At 63.5% G+C, this 20,825-nt stretch carries 16 protein-coding genes; 9 read left to right on the forward strand and 7 right to left on the reverse strand.

What is annotated here, in order from left to right:
* Positions 1-24 precede the first annotated feature (24 nt).
* A complete protein-coding gene (gene polA / locus SINAR_RS0127900) occupies positions 25-3,039 on the reverse strand; it encodes a DNA polymerase I (RefSeq protein ID WP_028002139.1) in 3,015 nt (1,004 codons plus the stop codon).
* A gap of 475 nt (positions 3,040-3,514) precedes the next feature.
* Here polA and SINAR_RS0127905 point away from each other — a divergent pair, with 475 nt between their 5' ends.
* The 3 genes from SINAR_RS0127905 (at position 3,515) to SINAR_RS0127915 (ending at position 6,835) form a co-directional block, all read left to right on the forward strand.
* A complete protein-coding gene (locus tag SINAR_RS0127905; RefSeq protein ID WP_028002140.1) occupies positions 3,515-3,958 on the forward strand; it encodes a MarR family winged helix-turn-helix transcriptional regulator in 444 nt (147 codons plus the stop codon).
* Between the two features lie 98 nt (positions 3,959-4,056).
* On the forward strand, positions 4,057-5,448 hold the full coding sequence (locus SINAR_RS0127910) for a M20/M25/M40 family metallo-hydrolase (RefSeq protein WP_028002141.1): 1,392 nt from the start codon (positions 4,057-4,059) through the stop codon (positions 5,446-5,448).
* Positions 5,449-5,887: 439 nt separating this feature from the next.
* Complete coding sequence (locus SINAR_RS0127915; protein WP_028002142.1) at positions 5,888-6,835, forward strand: lysylphosphatidylglycerol synthase transmembrane domain-containing protein; 948 nt, start codon at positions 5,888-5,890, stop codon at positions 6,833-6,835.
* Positions 6,836-6,861: 26 nt separating this feature from the next.
* Here SINAR_RS0127915 and SINAR_RS0127920 read toward each other — a convergent pair whose 3' ends face one another.
* Both SINAR_RS0127920 and SINAR_RS0127925 read right to left on the reverse strand, forming a co-directional pair.
* Complete coding sequence (locus SINAR_RS0127920) at positions 6,862-7,353, reverse strand: hypothetical protein (protein ID WP_028002143.1); 492 nt, start codon at positions 7,351-7,353, stop codon at positions 6,862-6,864.
* Between the two features lie 99 nt (positions 7,354-7,452).
* Complete coding sequence (locus SINAR_RS0127925; RefSeq protein ID WP_028002144.1) at positions 7,453-8,340, reverse strand: DMT family transporter; 888 nt, start codon at positions 8,338-8,340, stop codon at positions 7,453-7,455.
* A 559-nt stretch (positions 8,341-8,899) separates the two neighbouring features.
* Here SINAR_RS0127925 and SINAR_RS0127930 point away from each other — a divergent pair.
* The 3 genes from SINAR_RS0127930 to dnaJ all read left to right on the forward strand — a co-directional run bounded on the left by SINAR_RS0127930 (position 8,900) and on the right by dnaJ (position 14,727).
* Positions 8,900-11,158 (forward strand): transglycosylase domain-containing protein, encoded by a 2,259-nt coding sequence (locus SINAR_RS0127930; RefSeq protein ID WP_028002145.1) that lies wholly within the window; start codon positions 8,900-8,902, stop codon positions 11,156-11,158.
* Positions 11,159-11,387: 229 nt separating this feature from the next.
* On the forward strand, positions 11,388-13,313 hold the full coding sequence (gene dnaK, locus SINAR_RS0127935) for a molecular chaperone DnaK (protein WP_028002146.1): 1,926 nt from the start codon (positions 11,388-11,390) through the stop codon (positions 13,311-13,313).
* A gap of 274 nt (positions 13,314-13,587) precedes the next feature.
* Positions 13,588-14,727, forward strand: coding sequence for a molecular chaperone DnaJ (dnaJ, locus tag SINAR_RS0127940; protein ID WP_028002147.1), 1,140 nt, complete (start codon positions 13,588-13,590; stop codon positions 14,725-14,727).
* Between the two features lie 151 nt (positions 14,728-14,878).
* Here the strand turns inward: dnaJ and SINAR_RS0127945 are convergent, their stop codons facing one another.
* From SINAR_RS0127945 to SINAR_RS0127960, 4 genes are all read right to left on the reverse strand, one after another.
* A complete protein-coding gene (locus SINAR_RS0127945; RefSeq protein ID WP_028002148.1) occupies positions 14,879-15,772 on the reverse strand; it encodes a DUF2182 domain-containing protein in 894 nt (297 codons plus the stop codon).
* Positions 15,773-15,776: 4 nt separating this feature from the next.
* Positions 15,777-16,412 (reverse strand): DUF1326 domain-containing protein, encoded by a 636-nt coding sequence (locus tag SINAR_RS0127950; protein ID WP_028002149.1) that lies wholly within the window; start codon positions 16,410-16,412, stop codon positions 15,777-15,779.
* Between the two features lie 113 nt (positions 16,413-16,525).
* Positions 16,526-17,530, reverse strand: coding sequence for an inorganic phosphate transporter (locus SINAR_RS0127955; RefSeq protein WP_028002150.1), 1,005 nt, complete (start codon positions 17,528-17,530; stop codon positions 16,526-16,528).
* Positions 17,530-18,174: a DUF47 domain-containing protein gene (locus SINAR_RS0127960; RefSeq protein ID WP_028002151.1), complete on the reverse strand. Its 645-nt coding sequence runs from the start codon at positions 18,172-18,174 to the stop codon at positions 17,530-17,532. The genes SINAR_RS0127955 and SINAR_RS0127960 overlap by 1 nt, the downstream gene beginning before the upstream one ends.
* A gap of 239 nt (positions 18,175-18,413) precedes the next feature.
* Here SINAR_RS0127960 and recF point away from each other — a divergent pair, with 239 nt between their 5' ends.
* Genes recF through SINAR_RS0127975 form a run of 3 tightly spaced genes read left to right on the forward strand, consistent with a single transcriptional unit; the run spans position 18,414 to position 20,819 of the window.
* On the forward strand, positions 18,414-19,538 hold the full coding sequence (gene recF, locus SINAR_RS0127965; RefSeq protein ID WP_028002152.1) for a DNA replication/repair protein RecF: 1,125 nt from the start codon (positions 18,414-18,416) through the stop codon (positions 19,536-19,538).
* A gap of 26 nt (positions 19,539-19,564) precedes the next feature.
* Positions 19,565-20,341, forward strand: coding sequence for a molybdopterin-synthase adenylyltransferase MoeB (locus SINAR_RS0127970; protein ID WP_028002153.1), 777 nt, complete (start codon positions 19,565-19,567; stop codon positions 20,339-20,341).
* Positions 20,342-20,348: 7 nt separating this feature from the next.
* Positions 20,349-20,819, forward strand: coding sequence for a GNAT family N-acetyltransferase (locus SINAR_RS0127975; RefSeq protein ID WP_028002154.1), 471 nt, complete (start codon positions 20,349-20,351; stop codon positions 20,817-20,819).
* Positions 20,820-20,825: the final 6 nt, after the last annotated feature.

A 20,825-nucleotide genomic window follows, 5' to 3' on the forward strand; every position in this document is an offset into this window, starting at 1 on the left:
CCCAGGGACTTGGTCTGGCCGGCCTTAATGCGCCTCGTCCCAGTTGTTTGCCGCGCGCGCATCGACCTTGAGCGGTACCCTCATGTCGAGCGCGGGCATCGCGGCGTTCTCCATCACCGACACGATGACCGGAATGGCTCGCTCGATCTCGCCATCCTCCACCTCGAAGATGAGTTCGTCATGAACCTGAAGGAGCATTCGCGCGGAAAGCCTGGCCGCCTCGAGTGCCGGCTCCATCTTGACCATTGCGCGGCGGATGATATCGGCAGCCGAGCCCTGGATCGGGGCATTGATCGAAGCGCGTTCGTTGAAGGCGCGCATCGAAGGATTGGACGAGCGGATGTCCGGGTAGTGCGCACGGCGACCGAAGATCGTTTCGACATAACCGTTCTCGCGGGCGAAGGCCTTGGTGTTTTCCATATAGTCGCGGATGCCGGGGAAGCGCTCGAAATATCGTTTGATATAGTCGCTCGCCTCCGAGCGCTCTATCGAAAGCTGATTGGCAAGCCCGAAGGCGGAGATGCCGTAGATGATGCCGAAATTGATCGCCTTGGCGCGGCGGCGGATCTCGCTCGGCATACCATCCACCGGCACGCCGAACATTTCCGAAGCGGTCATCGCATGGATGTCGACGCCATCGGCGAAGGCCTGGCGCAGCTGCGGGATGTCCGCGACGTGGGCGAGCACCCTGAGCTCGATCTGGCTGTAGTCCGCCGAGACCAGTTTGTGTCCCGGCGTCGTCACGAACGCCGTGCGGATCTTGCGTCCCTCGGCGGTCCTGATCGGAATGTTCTGCAGGTTCGGGTCGGACGAGGAGAGCCGCCCGGTCGTCGTCGCAGCCAACGCAAAACAGGTGTGGACGCGTTTCGTTTCCGGATGCACGAAGCCGGGCAGAGCGTCGGTATAGGTCGATTTGAGCTTGGTCAGCTGCCGCCAGTCGACGATCTTGCGTGGCAGGTCGTGCCCGGCGGCAGCGAGATCCTCGAGCACCTGCGCTGATGTCGACCATTGCCCGGTCTTGGTTTTGGAGCCGCCCGGAAGGCCCATCTTTCCAAAGAGAATGTCGCCGAGCTGCTTCGGCGAGCCGATGGTGAAGGTCTCGCCGGCAAGGCGATAGATCTCGTCCTCAAGCGCCGCTGCTCCCTGCGCCAGCTCGCCGGAGAGGCGCGACAGAATCTGCCTGTCGACGGTGATCCCGCGTTCCTCCATGCCGGCAAGTACCGAAATCAGCGGCCGCTCCAGCCGCTCGTAGACGCGCGTCAAGCCCTTGGCGGCGAGTCGGGGCTTCAGCACATGCCAAAGCCTCAGCGTGATATCCGCATCCTCCGCTGCATAGGTCGTCGCCTTGTCGATGCCGACGAAGTCGAAGGTGAGCGACGACCGGCCGGTACCGGTGACGTCCTTGTAGGCGACCGGCGTGTGGCCGAGCCAGCGTTCGGCGAGAGAATCCATGCCATGGGCTCCGTTGCCGGCGTCCAGCACATAGGACATCAGCATCGTGTCGTCGAAGCTTCGCATGGCGATACCGTGCCGCTTCATCACGAGGTAGCCGTATTTCAGGTTCTGCCCGACCTTCAGGACGGACTGATCCTCCAGCAACCCCTTTAGCCGGCTCAGGGCGTCGCGGACCGGCACCTGGCTTTCGACGAGGCCACCTCCCAAGAGATCGCTGACGCCGCTCTTGTGCGCGAGCGGCACATAGGCGGCCCTGATCCTGGAGCCCGAAGGGTCATTCGCGTAATCGGCGATCGCCAGCGAGAAGCCGACGAGGTCTGCGCGCATGGCGTCGGGCGACGTCGCCTGGGTGCCGAAGCCGACGAGGCCCGCCTCGCGGGCGTCGGCAATCCAGCGTTCAAGCGTCTCGATATCGCGGATGGTGAGATATCCGGAATGGTCGAAGGGGGCGCTGCCGAAATAGGCTGCACGCGCCTCGGCGAGGCCGGAGGGTGTGGCACCGGTCGTATCGGCATCCTGACCGGGCGAAAGAAACGAAACCGCCGCCCTGGCCGCATTTCCGCGCGGCGGCGCCGCACTCGAAGATTGCGGCGACGGCGGTGGGCCGCCCGCTTCGCCGATGTCGAGATCCGGCCCATGCGCCTGCGCGCCCCATTCGACCGGTACATGAGCCGGCTCGATCACTTCGGCATCCGTATCGGTCGCCGCCGCGACGCGGCGCGTCAGCGTGGTGAATTCCATTGCCTTCAGGAAAGCGATGAGCTTCGGGCCGTCCTGCGAATCGAGCCTGAAGTCTTCGAGCGGCACGTCGAGCGGAGTGTCGTTCTTCAGCGTCACGAGCTCACGCGAAAGGCGCGCCAGATCGGCATTGGCGATGATGGACTCGCGCCGCTTCTGCTGTTTGATTTCGCCAGCCCGCGCAAGCAGCGTGTCGAGATCGCCATATTCCTCGAGGAGCTGGGCTGCCGTCTTCGGCCCTATCCCGGGGATGCCCGGAACGTTATCGGTCGAATCGCCGGTCATCGCCTGGAGATCGATCATCTTTTCCGGCGGCACGCCCCATTTCTCGATCACGTCCGGAACGGTGATCTGCTTGTCCTTCATGCTGTCATACATCGACACCTTCGGCGTGACGAGCTGCATGAGGTCCTTGTCCGACGAAACGATGGTCACGTCGGCGCCCGCCTCTTCGGCCATCCGCGCGTAGGTCGCGATGAGGTCGTCGGCCTCGTAGCCCTCCTTCTCGATGCAGGGCAGGTTGAAGGCGCGGGTCGCGTGTCGGATGAGCCCGAACTGCGGGATCAGGTCCTCCGGCGGCGCTGTCCGGTTCGCCTTGTACTGGTCGTAGAGCCCGTTGCGGAAGGTTTTCGAGGAATAGTCGAAGATCACGGCGAAATGCGTCGGCGTCACGCCGACGGAGGTGTCGCGCGCGTCGGTCAATAGCTTCCAGAGCATGTTGCAGAATCCCGCCACCGCATTGACGGGAAGTCCGTCCGACTTTCGATTGAGCGGCGGGATTGCGTGGAACGCCCGGAAGATGAAGCCCGAGCCGTCGACGAGGAAGAGATGATCACCGTTTTTCATGCGGCCATGGATAGCGCGGGGCAAAGGAAAGGTCCATTGCGGTTTTCCTGCGCTGCCCCATAAAGTCGAGCGCCAGGCGCCCCCGGGAGCCCGACGACCGAGCGCGGAACACTCACGCAAACGTTACGTATTTGTAATGTGCGATTCAGTCGGGCAATCCTTGAAATGCCACATTTGACTCCTCAAATCATGTCGAGCGGCACTCATCAATGCCGTGCGTCTGGTGATTGGCCTGTCCCCCGCCCGCACCAGATGAGGACAAAGGCCTCATCCCCCTCTCCGGGCCTTTGTCCCGCTTTCAAAGAGCCGTCATGGCGCCGCCTCCGCGCCTTGACGGTTTTTTGTTGTCTCTGATCCGGGCGAACCAAGGAGGATCGCCGGCGCGATCTCAAATCCCCGTGAAGTCGGCGCAGTTTGCGCTTCATTGCAGGCTTTGCAACTTGTGCCAGCCCCGCGTCCCGCGTTAGGCATAGGCATGGCCTTCAATCGTATGGAATCTGCGACCTATCTGGCCAGCCTTTTGGCAAGAGGCTTTTCGCGAGCTCTGCAGGAGCGGGGCCAGAAGCTCGGCTTTGCTCCCGGACAGTTTCCTATCCTGCTCGAATTATGGGCTGAGGAAGGACTGACGCAGAGGCAGCTTCTCGACCGGCTCGATATCGAACAGGCGACCATGGCCAATACGCTCGCCCGCATGGAGCGCGACGGCCTCATCCTGCGCCGCAAGCACCCGAGCGACAAACGCTCTCAGCAGATATTCCTGACGGAGCGGGCCCGCAAGATGGAGGCGGCTGCAAAAGATGCGGCTGTTGCAGCGGAACAGTCGCTGTTTTCCGGCTTTCATCGCTTCGAAAAGGAACTGATGCTCGAATATATGCGCATGGCGCTCGCGAACACGGCGCGCCACGGCGACGCTTCCTGATCCTCTTCATCCGACAATTTATCGTTGCATCAAAAGTTTTCGCTTAAAGCCGCCGGCTTTCGATTCTAGTTTCGCCGCGAGACCCACAAAGGATTCGCATGATGGCAGATATTACCCCGGTCCTCGAGCGCGCCGACGCAAATCTTCCGGAGAGTCTCGAGCGGCTCTTCGACCTCGTCCGCATCAAGTCCATATCCACCGATCCCGCCTTCAAGGCGGAGTGCCGCAAGGCTGCCGAGTGGCTGGTGGCGGAACTCGCATCCCTCGGCTTCGACGCGTCGGTCCGCGACACGCCCGGCCATCCGATGGTCGTCGCCCATCACGGCGCCGAGAAGGCCAGCGCACCGCATCTGCTTTTCTATGGCCATTACGATGTGCAGCCGGTCGATCCCCTGAACCTCTGGGAGGCGCCGCCTTTCGAACCTTCCATCAAGGAGGTCGAGCCCGGGCGCAAGATCATCACCGGCCGGGGCACGGCCGACGACAAAGGCCAATTGCTGACCTTCGTCGAGGCGGTTCGCGCCTATAAGGAGACGCGCGGCGCGCTGCCCTGCCGCATCACCATCCTTTTCGAGGGCGAGGAGGAATCCGGCTCTCCGTCGCTCAAGCCCTTCCTGGAGGCCAATGCAGGGGAACTCAAGGCCGACTATGCGCTTGTCTGCGACACCAGCATGTGGGACCGTGAGACGCCGGCGATTTCCGCCGGCTTGCGCGGTCTTGTCGGCGAGGAGGTGGTCGTCAAGGCGGCGGACCGCGATCTGCACTCCGGCTATTTCGGCGGTGCCGCAGCCAACCCAATCCACATTCTGGCCGAGATTCTCGCAGGCCTTCACGACGAGACCGGCCGCGTGACGCTCGATGGTTTCTACGAAGGCGTCGAGGAGACGCCGGCCGAAATCAAGGCTGCTTGGGAAACGCTCGGCCAGACCGCCGAGAAATTTCTGGGTGAGATAGGCCTCTCGATTCCCTCGGGCGAAAAGGGCCGTTCCGTGCTCGAACTCACCTGGGCACGGCCGACGGCGGAGGTCAACGGCATTATCGGCGGCTATACGGGCGAAGGCTTCAAGACGGTGATTGCTGCAGGCGCCTCCGCCAAGGTTTCGTTCCGTCTCGTCGGCAAGCAGGATCCGGCGAAGATCCGCGAGACCTTCCGCGCCTATGTGCGCTCGAAGATCCCGGCGGACTGCTCCGTCGAATTTCATCCGCACGGCGCTTCGCCGGCTATCCATCTGCCCTACGATTCGGCGCTGCTGACGACGGCGAAGGCCGCGCTTTCGAATGAATGGCCGAAGCCCGCCGTGGTGATCGGCATGGGCGGCTCCATACCCATCGTCGGCGACTTCCAGCGGATGCTCGGCATGGAATCGCTGCTCGTCGGTTTCGGGCTTTCCGACGACCGCATCCACTCGCCCAACGAGAAGTACGAGCTCACGTCCTTCCACAAGGGCATCCGCTCGTGGATACGCATTCTCGACGCACTGGGCGACTGACGCGACGCCTCCGGCGCCGCGCGTCCCGGCGGTTGCCTTTTCGTCCTCATTCCCGTGACGCACGGGAGTGAGGTTCGAAGGGAAGCCTTGCGCCGCCATGTTCCGCACCATCAGCTCTTCAGACAAATCGCGCCCGCCGTGCCTATATCCGGTCGACTTTGCTTGACCTGCCAGCCGTGGGATGCTTCCCTTTTTGAAAACAGATCAAATTGGGAAACGGGCTGTTGGCAACTGCAAGGATCGGGACACCGCGTTCCGAGCGTGAATCTTTCAATGCACAGGATGGATATCGTGAGCTAAGCGGGACCGCGATACGCTCGGCGTGCCTTGAAGCGGCCGCTGCTGACAGGCGACCGCATCGCCGCGACACTTCAGCGTGCCGCATGACTGTTTCCATCATGAATCGATTTCCGGCGGGGAATCACGCAGAAGCGCCCGCATGAAACGGCTCAAGACATATTTCTGGCCCTTTGTCGGGCTCGCGGCGATTTTGATTTCGGTGCGTGCTCTCGTCGACGAATTGCGCGGCCTGTCGCTCAACGAGTTCCTGGCGAGCTTCCAGGCCATATCGCTCGAAAGCTGGCTGCTCGCGATCGGCTCGACGCTTCTCGCCTATGCGGCGCTTGCCGCCTACGACCGGCTGGCCCTCGACCATCTCGGCCATCGCATTTCGCTGTGGTTCATCACCCTCTGCTCGTTCACCACCTACGCCCTCTCGCATAATCTCGGCGCCTCGGTGTTTTCGGGCGCGGTCGTGCGCTATCGAGCCTATCGGTCGAAAGGCCTGACGCCCGGGGAAGTGGGCGTGCTCGTCGCCTTCTGCTCCTTTACCTTCACGCTCGGCACGCTGATGCTTTCGGCCATCGTGCTGCTCCTGAAGCCGAATATCATCGAGAGGTTTTCGGAATTCCTGCCGATTGAAATGTCGTTGACGACAGGCGGCCTGATTCTCGCGCTCACTGCGCTCTACGTCCTCGGCAGCGCGGTCGGCATGCGGCCGCTGCGCACGCGCTGGTTCCAACTGCAATACCCTCGACCCTCGATCGTGGTGAGGCAATTGATTATCGCGCCCATCGAGCTTCTGGGTGCTGCCGGCATCATCTATTTCGCGCTGCCGGAAGCCGGCAATCCCGGTTATGTGGTCATCCTGGGCATCTTCCTCGCGTCCTTCTCCGCTGCGCTGCTCTCCCATGCGCCCGGCGGCCTTGGTGTGCTCGAGTTCGTCTTCATTGCCGCGCTGCCGGAAATGGATCCGGCCGACGTCCTGGCCGCACTCGCGATCTTCCGGCTGCTCTACCTCCTCATACCCTTCGTGATGGCCCTCGTCGTCATCCTCGTCTTCGAGCATTCCCGCTTCCTGAAAGAACGGAAAGCGAAGGAACCATAGCGCATTTCCGGGGGAAAACGCTTGGGTCAGGGGACGTTGCAGGTGGCGGGGATCGCCTTCTCGATCGGACCCTCGGCATCGTCGAGGCGCGCCGTCTCGATCTGATACGGCGTGAAGGGCGGGACCTGCAGCGACGGGTTGATGATTCTCGTCACGTAGCAGCCGGAGAAGAAGCGGGTCTTCCCCCCTTCTTCAATGGATTTGATCGCGACGGGAACGGCCGAATAGATGCTGCCGGCGGCGCCCTCCGTTACGACCTTGCCGAACTTCACCTCCACGGACGCCGTCTTCGCATAGCCTTCGGCAAAGGCCTTGAATTCGCCGACGGGTTTCGCGGCGCCGAAGTAGCCGTAGGCCCTCGCATATTCCTTGCGGTTGACCGCGTTGTAGAGCGAGCGGACGAGCGCCTCGCCGTCTGAGCGGTCGTCGACATAGGGGAATTCCTCCTGTGCCTTGGCCTCGACACCCTGCGCGGCAAGGGCGGCAAGGGCGATCAGCGCGGTGCAGCGAACCCTCATTCTTCTTCCTTTCGAACGGACGAGCCCGCCGGCCCGAAAGCCGGCGCGACCGCGAGTGTCCGGTACGATCCCGACGATTTTGAGTCGAAGGAGAAGGCCTTACCGCGGGGGCAGGCCCGACTTTCGCCGGCTGACGACATGCTCGCGCCAGAGTGTGAAGATGCCGGCGGCAACCACCAGCACCGAGCCGATGATCATGTTCGTCGTCAGCGTCTCGCCGAAGATGGTCACGCCCATGATCGAGGCGAAGACGAGTTGCAGATAGGTAAGCGGCTGAACCGCGGCGGCGTCGAGCATGTCATAGGCGCGAATCAGAAAATAATGGCTCGACGTGCCGGTGATGCAGAGCAATACCATCCAACCCCAGTCCGCTCCCGAAAGCGTCGCCCAGAAGAAGGGGCCGACGAGGCTGATCGCGAGGGCGCCGACGACGCCGGTATAGAAGAAGCTCGTCATCGCCGAATCGGCTCGGCTCGCAAGTCTGGTCGTGATGACGTAGAAGGCGAACATCACTGCAGCCGCCAGCGGCAGCAGGAAGTTCAGGTCAAACGATCCCTCTTCCGGCCGCAGGATCAGAAGAACCCCGAGGAGGCCGATGGCGATCGCCGACCAGCGCCGCCACCCGACCCGCTCGCCGAGCAGCGGCATCGACAGGAGCGCCACGAAGAGCGGCGTGGCCGCGAGGATCGCCTGCGAATGAGCCAGCCCGACGATGGTGAAGGAGGTGATCACCACGACGATCTGCACGGGCAAAAGCACGCTGCGCAGGAGCTGAATGACGGGTTTTTTCGTGACGACCGTCGCAGCAAATCCGCCAGGCGCCCGTGCCGCGAGCGCCGCAGCGAAGCCGGCAAAGGCCCAGTAGCGGATCATCGCTACGAAGACGGGCGGGTAGATGGCGCCCAGATGCTTCGAGATGCCGTCCTGGATCGAGAAGATGACGATCGCCAGAAGCGCGAAGACGTAACCATTTGCCTTGGATCTCATAGGGGTGCTGATACACGTGCTTTACGGCCGCAGCCACGAGTTTCTTCGCTCAACGCACGTCGCCCGAATGTGCTCAGAGGTTCTGGCAGGACGACATGCACGGACAGAGCCCGACGCGCGCCGCTTGATACAGAAAGACCCCGAGCCGGGAGGAGGAGGCTCGGGGTCTTGAACTTGATCGGTTCTGGGAGGAGGAGTGAACCGACCGAATGCCGGGCGCCGTGGGAGGAGGTACAGCGCTTCGACAAGGAGGAGAATAAACCATTCTCACTGCGGGAATAGCGCCAATGTTGCATTGCAGCATTGCGCCGGGTGCAAGACGGTTCCGCCTGGAGGGCGGGAACACCGCCCGCCGGTCTGCCCGTGCCCGCAAGGTTTTGAACAATCTGGCTTTTTCTGAGGAGAGCTCTTAACTCCCCCTTAAATTGCCGCATTTTAGAGTAATCGGATCGGCACCAGCGGGCGGGGTGGAGCCTCCCGCACGACAACGGCACGGCCGGAAATCGCCTGCGGGCGATGGGCATCTGGTCCGGCCTCCAAAGGGATATTTCCTTCCGGCATGGCGAGCGGCAAATCAGGACAGCGGATCGAGCCTTCCTTCGGCGGTAACGACGACGGCGGCGACCTGCGCGTCGACGCGAGCGACCGCGTCGCGGGCGGCGGAAGCAAGCCGAAGCGCGCCAGGCCGACCGACCGCGGCGCCAGGCGAGAAAAGCGCGGCAGGCGCGCCGGCGGGCGCGGCTCCGGGAGAAACGGCTCCGGCGGCGGCTTCTTCGGCCTCGTCCGGCGGCTCGCCTATTGGTGCATCGTGCTCGGCATATGGGGTGCGATCGGCGTCGGCGGGCTCGTGCTCTATTACGGCGCGCGCATGCCGAGCGCGACCAGCTGGTCGATCCCCGAACGGCCGCCCAATGTCAAGATTCTCGCGGCGAACGGCGACATCATCGCCAACAGGGGCGCGACCGGCGGCGAGGCGATCGCGCTCGAAGACATGTCGCCCTACATCCCGCAGGCAGTGATCGCCATCGAGGACCGGCGCTTCTATTCGCATTTCGGCGTCGATCCGTTGGGACTGGCGCGCGCCATGCTGACCAACCTGACGAGCGGCCGCATGGTCCAGGGCGGCTCCACGCTCACCCAGCAGCTTGCCAAGAACCTGTTCCTCTCTCCGGAGCGGACGCTGGAGCGCAAGGTGCAGGAGGTGCTGCTCGCCTTCTGGCTGGAGCAGAAATACACCAAGGACCAGATCCTGGCGATGTATCTCAACCGCGTCTTCTTCGGGTCGAACGCCTATGGCGTCGAGGCGGCGTCGCGGCGCTACTTCAACAAGTCGGCGCGCGACGTCAATCTCGGCGAGGCGGCGCTGCTCGCAGGTTTGCTGAAAGCTCCCTCGCGGCTGTCGCCGGCGCGCGATCCGGAAGCGGCCGAGGAGCGCGCGCAGCTCGTGCTCGGCGCCATGCGCGAGGAAGACTTCATCAGCGATGCCGAGATCAAGACTGCGATGTCGCAGACGCCGACACGGGCAAAGAGCTTCTGGTCCGGCGCCGAGCACTATGTTGCCGACATGGTGATGGACCAGCTCCCGGGCATGATCGGCGAGGTAAGGCAGGACCTCGTCATCGACACGACCATCGACCTTGCGCTCGAGAAGAAGGCGGAAGAGGTGCTCGCCGAGAGGCTCGAGGCCGAGGGCGGCAAACTCGATGCGTCCCAGGCAGCACTCGTTTCGATCGACGGCACAGGTGCCATTCGGGCGCTCGTCGGCGGCAGGGACTATGCCGAAAGCCAGTTCGACCGCGCCTCCAAGGCGAAGCGCCAGCCGGGCTCGGCTTTCAAGCCCTTCGTCTATGCGGCGGCGCTCGAGATCGGCCGTACGCCGATGTCGGTCCGCAACGACGCGCCGGTCAGGATCGGCAACTGGACGCCTGAAAACTACGACCAGAAGTACCGCGGCGAGGTGACGCTTGCCGACGCGCTCGCCAATTCGCTGAACACCATTGCCGCCCAGCTCGTCATGGAGGTCGGGCCGCAGAACGTCGTCAAGCTCGCGCATCGCCTCGGCATCGACTCGGAAATGCAGGCCAATGCATCGATCGCGCTCGGCACGTCGGAAGTGACGCTTGTGGAGCTGACGTCCTCCTATGCGCCCTTCATGAATGGAGGCTTCAAGGCGACGCCGCATGTCATCCGGCGCATCTCCGCGGCCGACGGCACTGTGCTTTACGAAAACACATACGACAATCCGCCACGGGTGCTCGACCCGGCGATCGTCAGCGAGATGAATCGGATGATGGTGCGGGTGCTGACCAACGGCACCGGCAAGAACGCGCGCCTGCCGGGCTGGGAGGCGGCGGGGAAAACCGGAACGACGCAGTCCTTCCGCGACGCGCTCTTCGTCGGTTACACATCGAACCTCGCGACCGGCATCTGGTTCGGCAACGATGACGGCAAGTTCATGAAGAAGGTCACCGGCGGCGGCCTTCCGGCCAGGGCCTGGCACGATTTCATGGCTGCGGCGCATGAGGGTCTTTCACCCTCGCCCCTCTTCGGTACGACGGGCGTGCAGCCTGTCTTCGACGAGGGCGGCATCGCGGCTGCGGGAGAAATTCCGACCGGCGGACCGGAAGCGGGCAGTCCGGATGTTTTCCCCGAGCGGCCGGCAAGCATGGACGGCGTTGAGAGCATGGAAGGCATGGCCTCCGTCGATCACATGCCGCCGGCAGAACGGGCCGGAGGACCGATTCCACCGGCAGGCGTCGGGGAGACCACCGGCGGGACCCGCCGAACCACCCTTTTCGATCTTCTGACCGGCGGCTGAGGACCGCGCGACCGTTGCGGCAGCGGCCGTCGGACCTTTGCAAAATGCGGCTTGCATTTGCCGCTGATACCCCCGCAGAATGCCTTGCAGTCCGAAACGCCGGTCCTTATATACGCCGCATCGCCGCAGCCGCAGCTGCGAAGAGACAAGATGCAAAGACCATCCCGTTAGGGGCTGTCCCACGAATGCCTGACCGGGTTCCGACAGTCCGCTGCAAGGAGAGAACAACATGGCTAAAGTTATTGGTATTGACCTGGGAACGACCAACTCCTGCGTCGCCGTCATGGACGGCAAGGACGCGAAGGTGATCGAGAACGCCGAGGGCGCGCGCACGACCCCCTCCATGGTGGCATTCACCGAAGACGGCGAACGTCTCGTCGGTCAGCCGGCCAAGCGCCAGGCGGTGACCAATCCCGAGAACACCCTTTTTGCGATCAAGCGCCTTATCGGCCGCACCTTCGAGGATCCCACGACCCAGAAGGACAAGGGGATGGTCCCCTACAAGATCGTCAAGGCCGACAATGGCGACGCCTGGGTCGAAGCCCATGGCAAGACCTACTCTCCGTCGCAGATTTCCGCGATGATCCTTCAGAAGATGAAGGAGACGGCCGAGTCCTACCTCGGTGAAAAGGTCGAGAAGGCCGTCATCACCGTTCCGGCCTACTTCAACGACGCCCAGCGCCAGGCCACCAAGGATGCCGGCAAGATCGCCGGCCTCGACGTGCTGCGCATCATCAACGAGCCGACCGCGGCTGCACTTGCCTACGGCCTCGACAAGAAGGACGGCAAGACAATCGCCGTTTACGATCTTGGCGGCGGCACGTTCGACATCTCGGTTCTCGAAATCGGCGACGGCGTCTTCGAGGTGAAGTCGACCAACGGCGACACCTTCCTTGGCGGTGAGGACTTCGACATGCGCCTCGTCGAATATCTTGCCTCCGAGTTCAAGAAGGAGCAGGGCATCGACCTCAAGAACGACAAGCTCGCGCTGCAGCGCCTGAAGGAAGCTGCCGAAAAGGCCAAGATCGAGCTCTCGTCCTCGCAGCAGACCGAAATCAACCTGCCGTTCATCACGGCGGACGCTTCCGGTCCGAAGCACCTGACCATGAAGCTGTCCCGCGCCAAGTTCGAGAGCCTGGTCGAAGACCTGATCCAGAAGACCATCGCGCCCTGCAAGGCCGCGCTCAAGGATGCCGGCGTTTCGGCCGCCGAGATCGACGAAGTCGTCCTCGTCGGCGGTATGACCCGCATGCCAAAGGTCCAGGAAACGGTGAAGCAGCTCTTCGGCAAGGAGCCGCACAAGGGCGTCAACCCGGATGAAGTGGTCGCGATGGGCGCCGCCATCCAGGCCGGCGTTCTGCAGGGTGACGTCAAGGACGTGCTGCTGCTGGACGTCACTCCGCTCTCGCTCGGCATCGAAACGCTCGGTGGCGTCTTCACCCGCCTTATCGAGCGCAATACGACGATCCCGACGAAGAAGAGCCAGGTCTTTTCGACGGCCGACGACAACCAGTCTGCCGTGACGATCCGCGTCTCGCAGGGTGAGCGTGAAATGGCGGCCGACAACAAGCTGCTCGGCCAGTTCGATCTCGTCGGCATTCCGCCGGCGCCGCGCGGCGTTCCGCAGATCGAGGTCACCTTCGACATCGATGCGAACGGCATCGTTCAGGTGTCGGCGAAGGACAAGGGCACCGGCAAGGAGCACCAGATTCGCATCCAGGCCTCCGGCGGTCTTTCCGACGCGGAGATCGAGAAGATGGTCAAGGATGCCGAAGCCAACGCGGAGGCCGACAAGAAGCGCCGCGAAGGCGTCGAGGCCAAGAACCAGGCCGAAAGCCTGGTCCATTCCTCGGAGAAGTCGCTCCAGGAGCATGGCGACAAGGTGTCCGAGACGGACCGCAAGGCGATCGAGGATGCAATCGCAGCGCTCAAGAGCGCCGTCGAGGCTTCCGAGCCGGACGCAGAGGACATCAAGGCCAAGACCAATACCCTCATGGAAGCTTCCATGAAGCTCGGCCAGGCGATCTATGAGGCTCAGCAGACGGAAGCCGCCCATGCGGATGCCGCCGCCGACGCCAAGCGCTCCGGGGATGACGTGGTCGATGCCGACTACGAGGAAGTCAAGGACGAAGACGACCGCAAGCGGTCGGCCTGAGGACTTCGCCTTTCGTTGAACAGGCCCGGGAGCGATCCCGGGCTTTTTCATAGGCGGTTCACGGGCTGCAGCCCAAAGGTGTGGAAGCGGGCCAACCATGCGGAGGAAAGTGGCCGCGAAACAGCCGTTTTCCGACAAAAAACCACTTCCGCCCCGACTTGGCTATGGTATCGCGCTTAAAGGTTTACTAAATCCTGTGGCAAGATAATCAGGCAGCCGTCGGATCCTTCGCGCTGGCAAGCCCTGTCGCTGATAACAGGACGATCTTTGAAGCATGAAACGTGATCTTTACGAAACGCTTGGCGTTCAAAAAAACGCGGACGAAAAGGAGCTGAAGAGCGCTTTTCGCAAACTCGCGATGAAATATCACCCGGACAGGAATCCCGGCGACCAGGAAGCGGAAAAATCCTTCAAGGAAATCAACGAAGCCTATGAGACGCTGAAGGATCCGCAGAAGCGCGCGGCCTATGATCGCTATGGCCATGCGGCTTTCGAGCAGGGCGGCATGGGCGCGGGTTTCGGCAACGGTTTCGCCGGCGGTGGAGCGCACGGTTTCTCCGATATTTTCGAAGACATCTTCGGAGAGATGATGGGTGGCCGTCAGCGCCGCTCGTCCGGGGGACGCGAGCGCGGCGCGGACCTGCGCTACAATATGGAAATTTCGCTCGAGGAGGCCTATTCCGGCAAGACGGCACAAATTCGCGTGCCGACGTCGATCACCTGCGACGTCTGCACCGGTACGGGCGCCAAGCCCGGCACCAGCCCGAAGACCTGCGGTACCTGTCAGGGCACCGGCCGCGTTCGCGCCGCCCAGGGCTTCTTCTCGATCGAGCGGACCTGCCCGACCTGCGGCGGCCGCGGCCAGACGATCGCCGACCCGTGCACGAAGTGCCACGGCCAGGGCCGCGTCATGGAGGAGCGGACGCTTTCGGTCAACATTCCGGCCGGTATCGAGGACGGCACCCGCATCCGGCTTTCCGGCGAGGGTGAGGCTGGCCTTCGCGGCGGCCCGGCGGGCGACCTTTACATCTTCCTCTCGGTCAAGCCGCACGAATTCTACCAGCGTGACGGCGCGGATCTCTACTGTGCCGTACCGATCTCGATGACGACGGCGGCGCTCGGCGGCAAGTTCGACGTCACCACGCTCGACGGCACCAAATCGCGCGTCACTGTGCCGGAAGGCACGCAGGCCGGCAAGCAGTTCCGCCTCAAGGGCAAGGGCATGCCGGTGCTGCGCTCCAACCAGACGGGCGATCTCTATATCCAGATTCAAATCGAGACGCCGCAGAAGCTCACCAAGCGCCAACGCGAGTTGCTGCAGGAATTCGAGCAGATCTCGTCCAAGGAGAACAATCCCGAATCGACGGGCTTCTTCTCCCGGATGAAGGATTTCTTCGATACGTTGAGCGATTGAGGCAAGGCCTCAGGTTTCGCCCGATAGAGACGGGAGGAGGGGCCTGAGGCAGTCCCGCGGGTTTCCTGCGCCCCGCTTGCGGGGAGAAGGCGGCCGCGCAGGCCGGACGGGGGCGTGTTCAGCAATCGCCCCCGTGCAACACGCCGCCCGCCTATATGGCAGCCGCAGCCAACTGCCACAGTCCCAACCCCACGAGCAGCGCACCCGCGAGCCGGGAGAGGGTCTGGCCCGGAAAGAACACTTTCTCCGCGAGCACGAAGATCGCGATCGCCGCGATCCAAAGCACGTTCATGATGCCGCCGACGAAAAGCAGCGTCATCAGGGCCCAGCAGCAGCCTATGCAATAGAGGCCGTGGCGGAAGCCCAGCCCGGCGGCTCCCGCGGGATCACGGCGGAAGCCACCATGTCGCTGCAGGAAGACGACCGGCGTCTGGCATTGGCTGAGGCAGGCATCCTTGAGCGGCGTCCATTGGTAAAGGCCGGCGATCGTCAGCGCGACACCGCTGAAGACGCGGCTGGCGCTTGCCAGCGACGGCGTCAGCAGAGTCCCCTCCATGAGCCATTGTCCAAGCGTCGCGACAAGCGCAAAGCCCGCCCAGGCAAGAAGATAACCGCCGGCAAAGAAACCGGTCGCGGCGAAGGGCTTGCCCTCCTTCCGGCTCTGCCGGCCGATCCGGGCATAGAGCAGGATCATAGGCGCTGCCGAAGGCAGCATCATGCCGACCATCATTACGGTCCACATGGTTAGGGTGACGCCGGCCTCGACGGCACTCCAGGGGCGCGGCGAGATGCCGAGGAAGGCGTCGAGCGGATCGGCTCCGCCGCCGTGCCCCATTCCCATCCCCATCCCGTCCATTTCCATGGCAGGATCCATCTCCATGCCCGCCCCCATGCCGGACCCGGACATGCTCATGCCATCCATGTCCATGGTGGCGGCGAGCCATAGAGTGTAGATCCACGCGATCGCCGCCAATGCTGCGAGGGACGCTGCCACGATTGCGCGATCCCGTCGCAGCAAGCTTTCGAGCGCGGTGTCGGCCGGCATGGCGTCAGTGAACCACGCCGCTTCCGGTCATGTGCAGTCTGGCGAAGTGGGCGTGCGAATCCGCCAGCGAAAGTGCTAACGGCCCGCTCGTCTCGGCCCAGCCGCGCCCCACCTCGCAGCGGTCGTATTCGAAACCGTGCGGAAGGTTGATGCGGGCGCGGTGCTCCTCACCGGTCACCGGATTGACGATAGGCTCGCCGCGGGCCTCGATCCAGCCCGGAATATTGACACGCGCCGAGCGCTTCTCGATGTCGATCTCGAAATCGATCGGCGCGAAAACCGGATCGTGGAAGGTCTCGAAAGTCGTCGCGAAGACCTGGAAGAAGGTGGCGCCCGGCTCGGTGTCCTGACCGCTCATGATCCGCAGCAGCGCCTCCCGCTGTTCGTCGGAGGCGCGCTCGTCGATGATCGGAACCACCGCGCCCCTGCCCTCGTGAATCGCACCGGGCCAGGATACGATCATGCCGCATCTCAGGCCGTCGAGCCGCGTTTCGCCATGATTTCCCTCGTCGATGTCGACGACGGCTATCGCGCGGCAGTACCCCTCAGTGGGTAGTGCGTTGAACTGGCACGGGCAGCCATAGGCGCAGTTGCAATGGATGAATTCGCGACCCTTGATCGTCCACTCGACGTCCGTCATCGTTTCCTCCCCAGATACGATGGAAGTTCACTCTTCCCCGGATGCAATTCCATTAGCTTGCGGAAATATACTCCCGGCCGCCGGCAAAGCCAACGGCGTGCCCGGCAAAAGCTTCAGGCGATAAGGTCAACGGCGAAATAGCAAAGCGCCGAGATCAACGCTGCCGCCGGCATGGTGATCACCCAGGCAACGACGATATTGCCGGCGAGGCCCCAGCGCACCGCGGACACGCGCCGCGCCGCCCCGACGCCGATAATCGCGCCGGTGATCGTGTGGGTGGTCGAAACCGGAATGCCGAGCCAGGTCGCGGCGAACAGCGTGATGGCGCCGCCCGTCTCGGCGCAGAAGCCCTGCATCGGGTTGAGCTTGGTGATCTTCGAGCCCATCGTGTGGACGATCCTCCAGCCGCCGAAGAGCGTGCCGAGTGCGATCGCCGCCTGGCAGGTGATGACCACCCAGAAGGGCACGTAGAATTCCGAGCCGAGATAGCCCTGCGAGAAGAGAAGCACGGCAATGATGCCCATGGTCTTCTGCGCATCGTTGCCGCCGTGGCCGAGCGAATAGAGAGAAGCGGAAACGAACTGCAGCACCCGGAAGGTGCTGTCGACGGCAAAGGGCGTCTGGCGAACGAACAGCCAGGAGACGATCAGCACCAAAAGCAGGGCCAGAACGAAGCCTATGCCCGGAGACATGACGATGGCACCGGCCGTCTTCAGGAGGCCCTGCCAGACGATGGAGCTGAAACCGGTCTTGGCGAGGCCGGCACCGACGAGGCCGCCGATGAGCGCGTGGGAGGAGCTCGACGGAATTCCGAAGATCCAGGTGGCGATGTTCCAGATAATCGCGCCCATCAGCGCCGCGAAGATCACCTGCGGCGTGACGATACCCGGATCGATGATGCCCGTCCCGAGCGTTTCGGCGACGTGCAGCCCGAAGAAGAGAAAGGCGATGAAGTTGAAGAAGGCCGCCCAGAACACCGCATATTGCGGCCGGAGTACGCGGGTCGAGACGATGGTCGCGATCGAATTGGCCGCGTCATGCAATCCGTTGAGAAAGTCGAAGAACAGCGCGACGGCGATCAGCCCGACGAGCAGCGGGAAGGCGAGCGTCGGATCCATCAGACGTTCTCGATCACGATGCCGCTGATTTCGTTCGCCACATCCTCGAAGCGGTCGACGACCTTTTCCAGTTCGCCATAGATCTCGCTGCCGATGATATAGGCCATGGGATTGGAAGCGCCGTGGCGCCGGAAGAGATCCTTCAGCCCGTGCTCGTGCAGTTCGTCGGAGCGACCCTCGACGCGCGTCACCTCCTCGGCGATGCTGCTGAGGCGATGAGCATTGGCACCGATCCGGTTGAGGAGCGGAATGGCCTCGGCAATGAGGTGAGCAGCCTCGACGACCGCCGCACCCATGGCCTGCATGCCGGGATCGAAGCTCTTCTGCTCGTAGAGCCGGATGGTCTTTACCGTCTTGTGCATCATGTCGATCGCATCGTCCATCGACTGGATGAGATCCTTGATGTCGCCACGGTCGAAGGGGGTGATGAAGCTGCGGCGAACCGCCAGCAGGACCTCGCGGGTGATTTCGTCGGCCTCGTTCTCGAGGGCGACGATGCGATCGCAATGGCTTTCGATCTCAGGCCCGCCGGCAAGCAGCGCATTCAGCGCCTCCGCCGCACCCATGACAGTGCGCGAATGATCAGCGAACAGGTCAAAAAAACGGTCTTCCCGGGGGAGGAGCTTGCGAAACAGGCCGAGCATCAGCGATCCATCCAACTGTCGATTGTCACGAAGTTGTCATATTGTACTCGCGCCCTGGGGGAAAGTTCCGGTGCAACCGAAATGAAGGGCTTTCCCACAGGGGATTCCGCGGAATGGTCCGACCCGGACACTTCACGCAGACGGTGCCGGTTGGCGAAGGAGAGGCGCTGGACGCCCTTTCGTCTTGCCTTGGCCCGGCTTTCGTCCTACCTGACGGCAACCTCGAATTCGGACCCGCAATGCCCCAGAAGGTCTTTCTCACACGCCTGAAACTGAGCGACTTCCGCAATTATGCAACGCTGGCGCTCGACCTCGATCAGCGCCATGTGGTGCTGACCGGTGAGAACGGCGCGGGCAAGACCAATCTGATGGAGGCGATCTCGTTTCTTTCACCCGGGCGGGGCTTGAGGCGTGCTGCCTATGCGGATGTCGCGCGCGTCGGCGCGCCTGATGGTTTCTCGGTCTTCGCCATCGTTCACGGCATGGAAGGGTCGGTGGAGATCGGCACGGGAACGCAAGGGACCGAGGAGGGGCAGTCACGCCGCCTGAGACTTAACGGCACTGCGGCCCGGACCGTCGACGAACTCACCGATCACCTCCGGGTCCTCTGGCTGACGCCGGCGATGGATGGCCTCTTCACCGGCCCTTCCGCCGATCGCAGGCGCTTTCTCGACCGGCTGGTATTGTCGCTCGATCCCGAGCACGGCCGGCGCGCCAGCGAGTTCGACCGCGCCATGCGCAGCCGCAACCGGCTCCTCTCGGAATTCCGGCCCGATCCCGCATGGCTGTCGGCAATCGAGCGCGAAATGGCCGGGCTCGCCATCTCCATGGCGCTCGCCCGCCAGGAGATGCTGGGTCTCCTTTCGGCTCTCGTCGAGCGAAGCCGGAGCGATGGAACCTTTCCGTCCGCAAGCCTGTCGCTCGCCGGCTTTCTCGACGACTGTGCCGGCATTCCCGCCTTCGAGCTCGAAGAGCGCTATCTGGCAATGCTTGCCGAAAGCCGCGCCCGCGATGCGGCCGCCGGCCGCACCCTGGACGGGCCGCACCGCAGCGATCTCCTGATCCGCCACCGGGAAAAGGACATCGAAGCCGAGCGTTGCTCGACCGGCGAGCAGAAGGCGCTGCTCGTCGGCCTGGTGCTCGCGCATGCGCGGCTCGTCGGCGATATGACCGGCCACGCTCCGGTGTTGCTGCTCGACGAAATCGCCGCTCATCTCGATCAGGGACGCCGCGCTGCCCTCTTCGATCTGGTCGACGGACTCGGCGGCCAGGCCTTCATGACGGGTACCGACCGGACGATGTTCGACGCGCTTGGGGAGCGCGCGCACTATCTGGCCGTTGCCAACGGCCGCGTTTCGGGGTGACATAGAGCGCCGTCCGCGAAAATAACATGGAGACGCTTATGACGACCGATGCGACGCTCGCTCCTTCGGAGATTGCGCGCTACGCACGCCACATCGTGCTGCCGGAGATCGGCGGGCCCGGGCAGCAGAAGCTCAAAGCCGCGCGGGTGCTCGTCATCGGCGCCGGCGGGCTCGGGGCGCCGGCCTTGCAATATCTCGCAGCCGCCGGCGTGGGCACGCTCGGGATCGTCGACGACGACGTGGTCTCCTTATCGAACCTGCAGCGTCAGGTGATCCACGCCACCGCCGATATCGGGCGGCCGAAAGTCGACAGCGCGGCCGCAGCGATCGACGCCCTCAACCCGCATGTGAGGGTCGTGGCGCACGCGTTCAGGCTCGGCCCCGAAAACGCCGATGCGCTCTTCCGGCAATACGATCTCGTCGTCGACGGATCGGACAATTTCGATACGCGTTATCTCGCCGCCGATACGGCCGAGGCGGCAAGCGTGGCGCTCGTCACCGGGGCCGTGGGCCGCTTCGACGGCTCCGTCACCGTGCTGAAGCCCTATGAGACCGACGCCGAGGGACACCCGAATCCCTCCTATCGCGATCTCTTCCCGGAGCCGCCGCCGCCGGGCGCCGTGCCGACCTGCGCCGAAGCCGGCGTCCTCGGCGCTCTCACCGGCGTCATTGGCACGCTGCAGGCGATGGAAGCGATCAAGCTTCTCACCGGTATCGGCGAGCCGCTCATAGGCCGTCTGCTGCTCTACGATGCGCTGGCTGCGCAGTTCAACACGATCCGCTATCGGCGCGGCACGCGTTGAGGAAGGCATGAAGACGGTCCGCATCGACGAGAGCTTCGATCGTTACGAGGAGCTGCTGTCGCTGATCCGGGCGTCCTTCGCCTATATGGACGGCCGCATCGATCCGCCCTCTTCGGCGCATTGGCTGACGGCGGCGTCCCTCAGCCGGAAGGCAAGAGACGAGATCGCCTTCGCTGCCGTCGCCGGGCGAGAGATACTGGGCTGCATCTTCTGCAGGCCGGAAGCGGAGTGTCTCTACATCGGCAAGCTCGCCGTCGCTCCGGACTTCCAGAGAAAGGGGATAGGGCGGATGCTCATGGCCGCCGCCGAGGAGACGGCTCGAAATCTGGGCCTGCCTGCGCTGAGGCTTCAGACACGCGTCGAACTCGCCGGAAATAAGGCCACTTTCGCGGCCTGGGGTTTCGCGGAGACGGCGCGAACCGCCCATCCGGGTTTCACCCGCCCGACCTCGATCGAGATGCGCAAAGTACTCAGGTAATAGCCG

Source organism: Sinorhizobium arboris LMG 14919 (assembly GCF_000427465.1).
Lineage (GTDB): Bacteria > Pseudomonadota > Alphaproteobacteria > Rhizobiales > Rhizobiaceae > Sinorhizobium > Sinorhizobium arboris.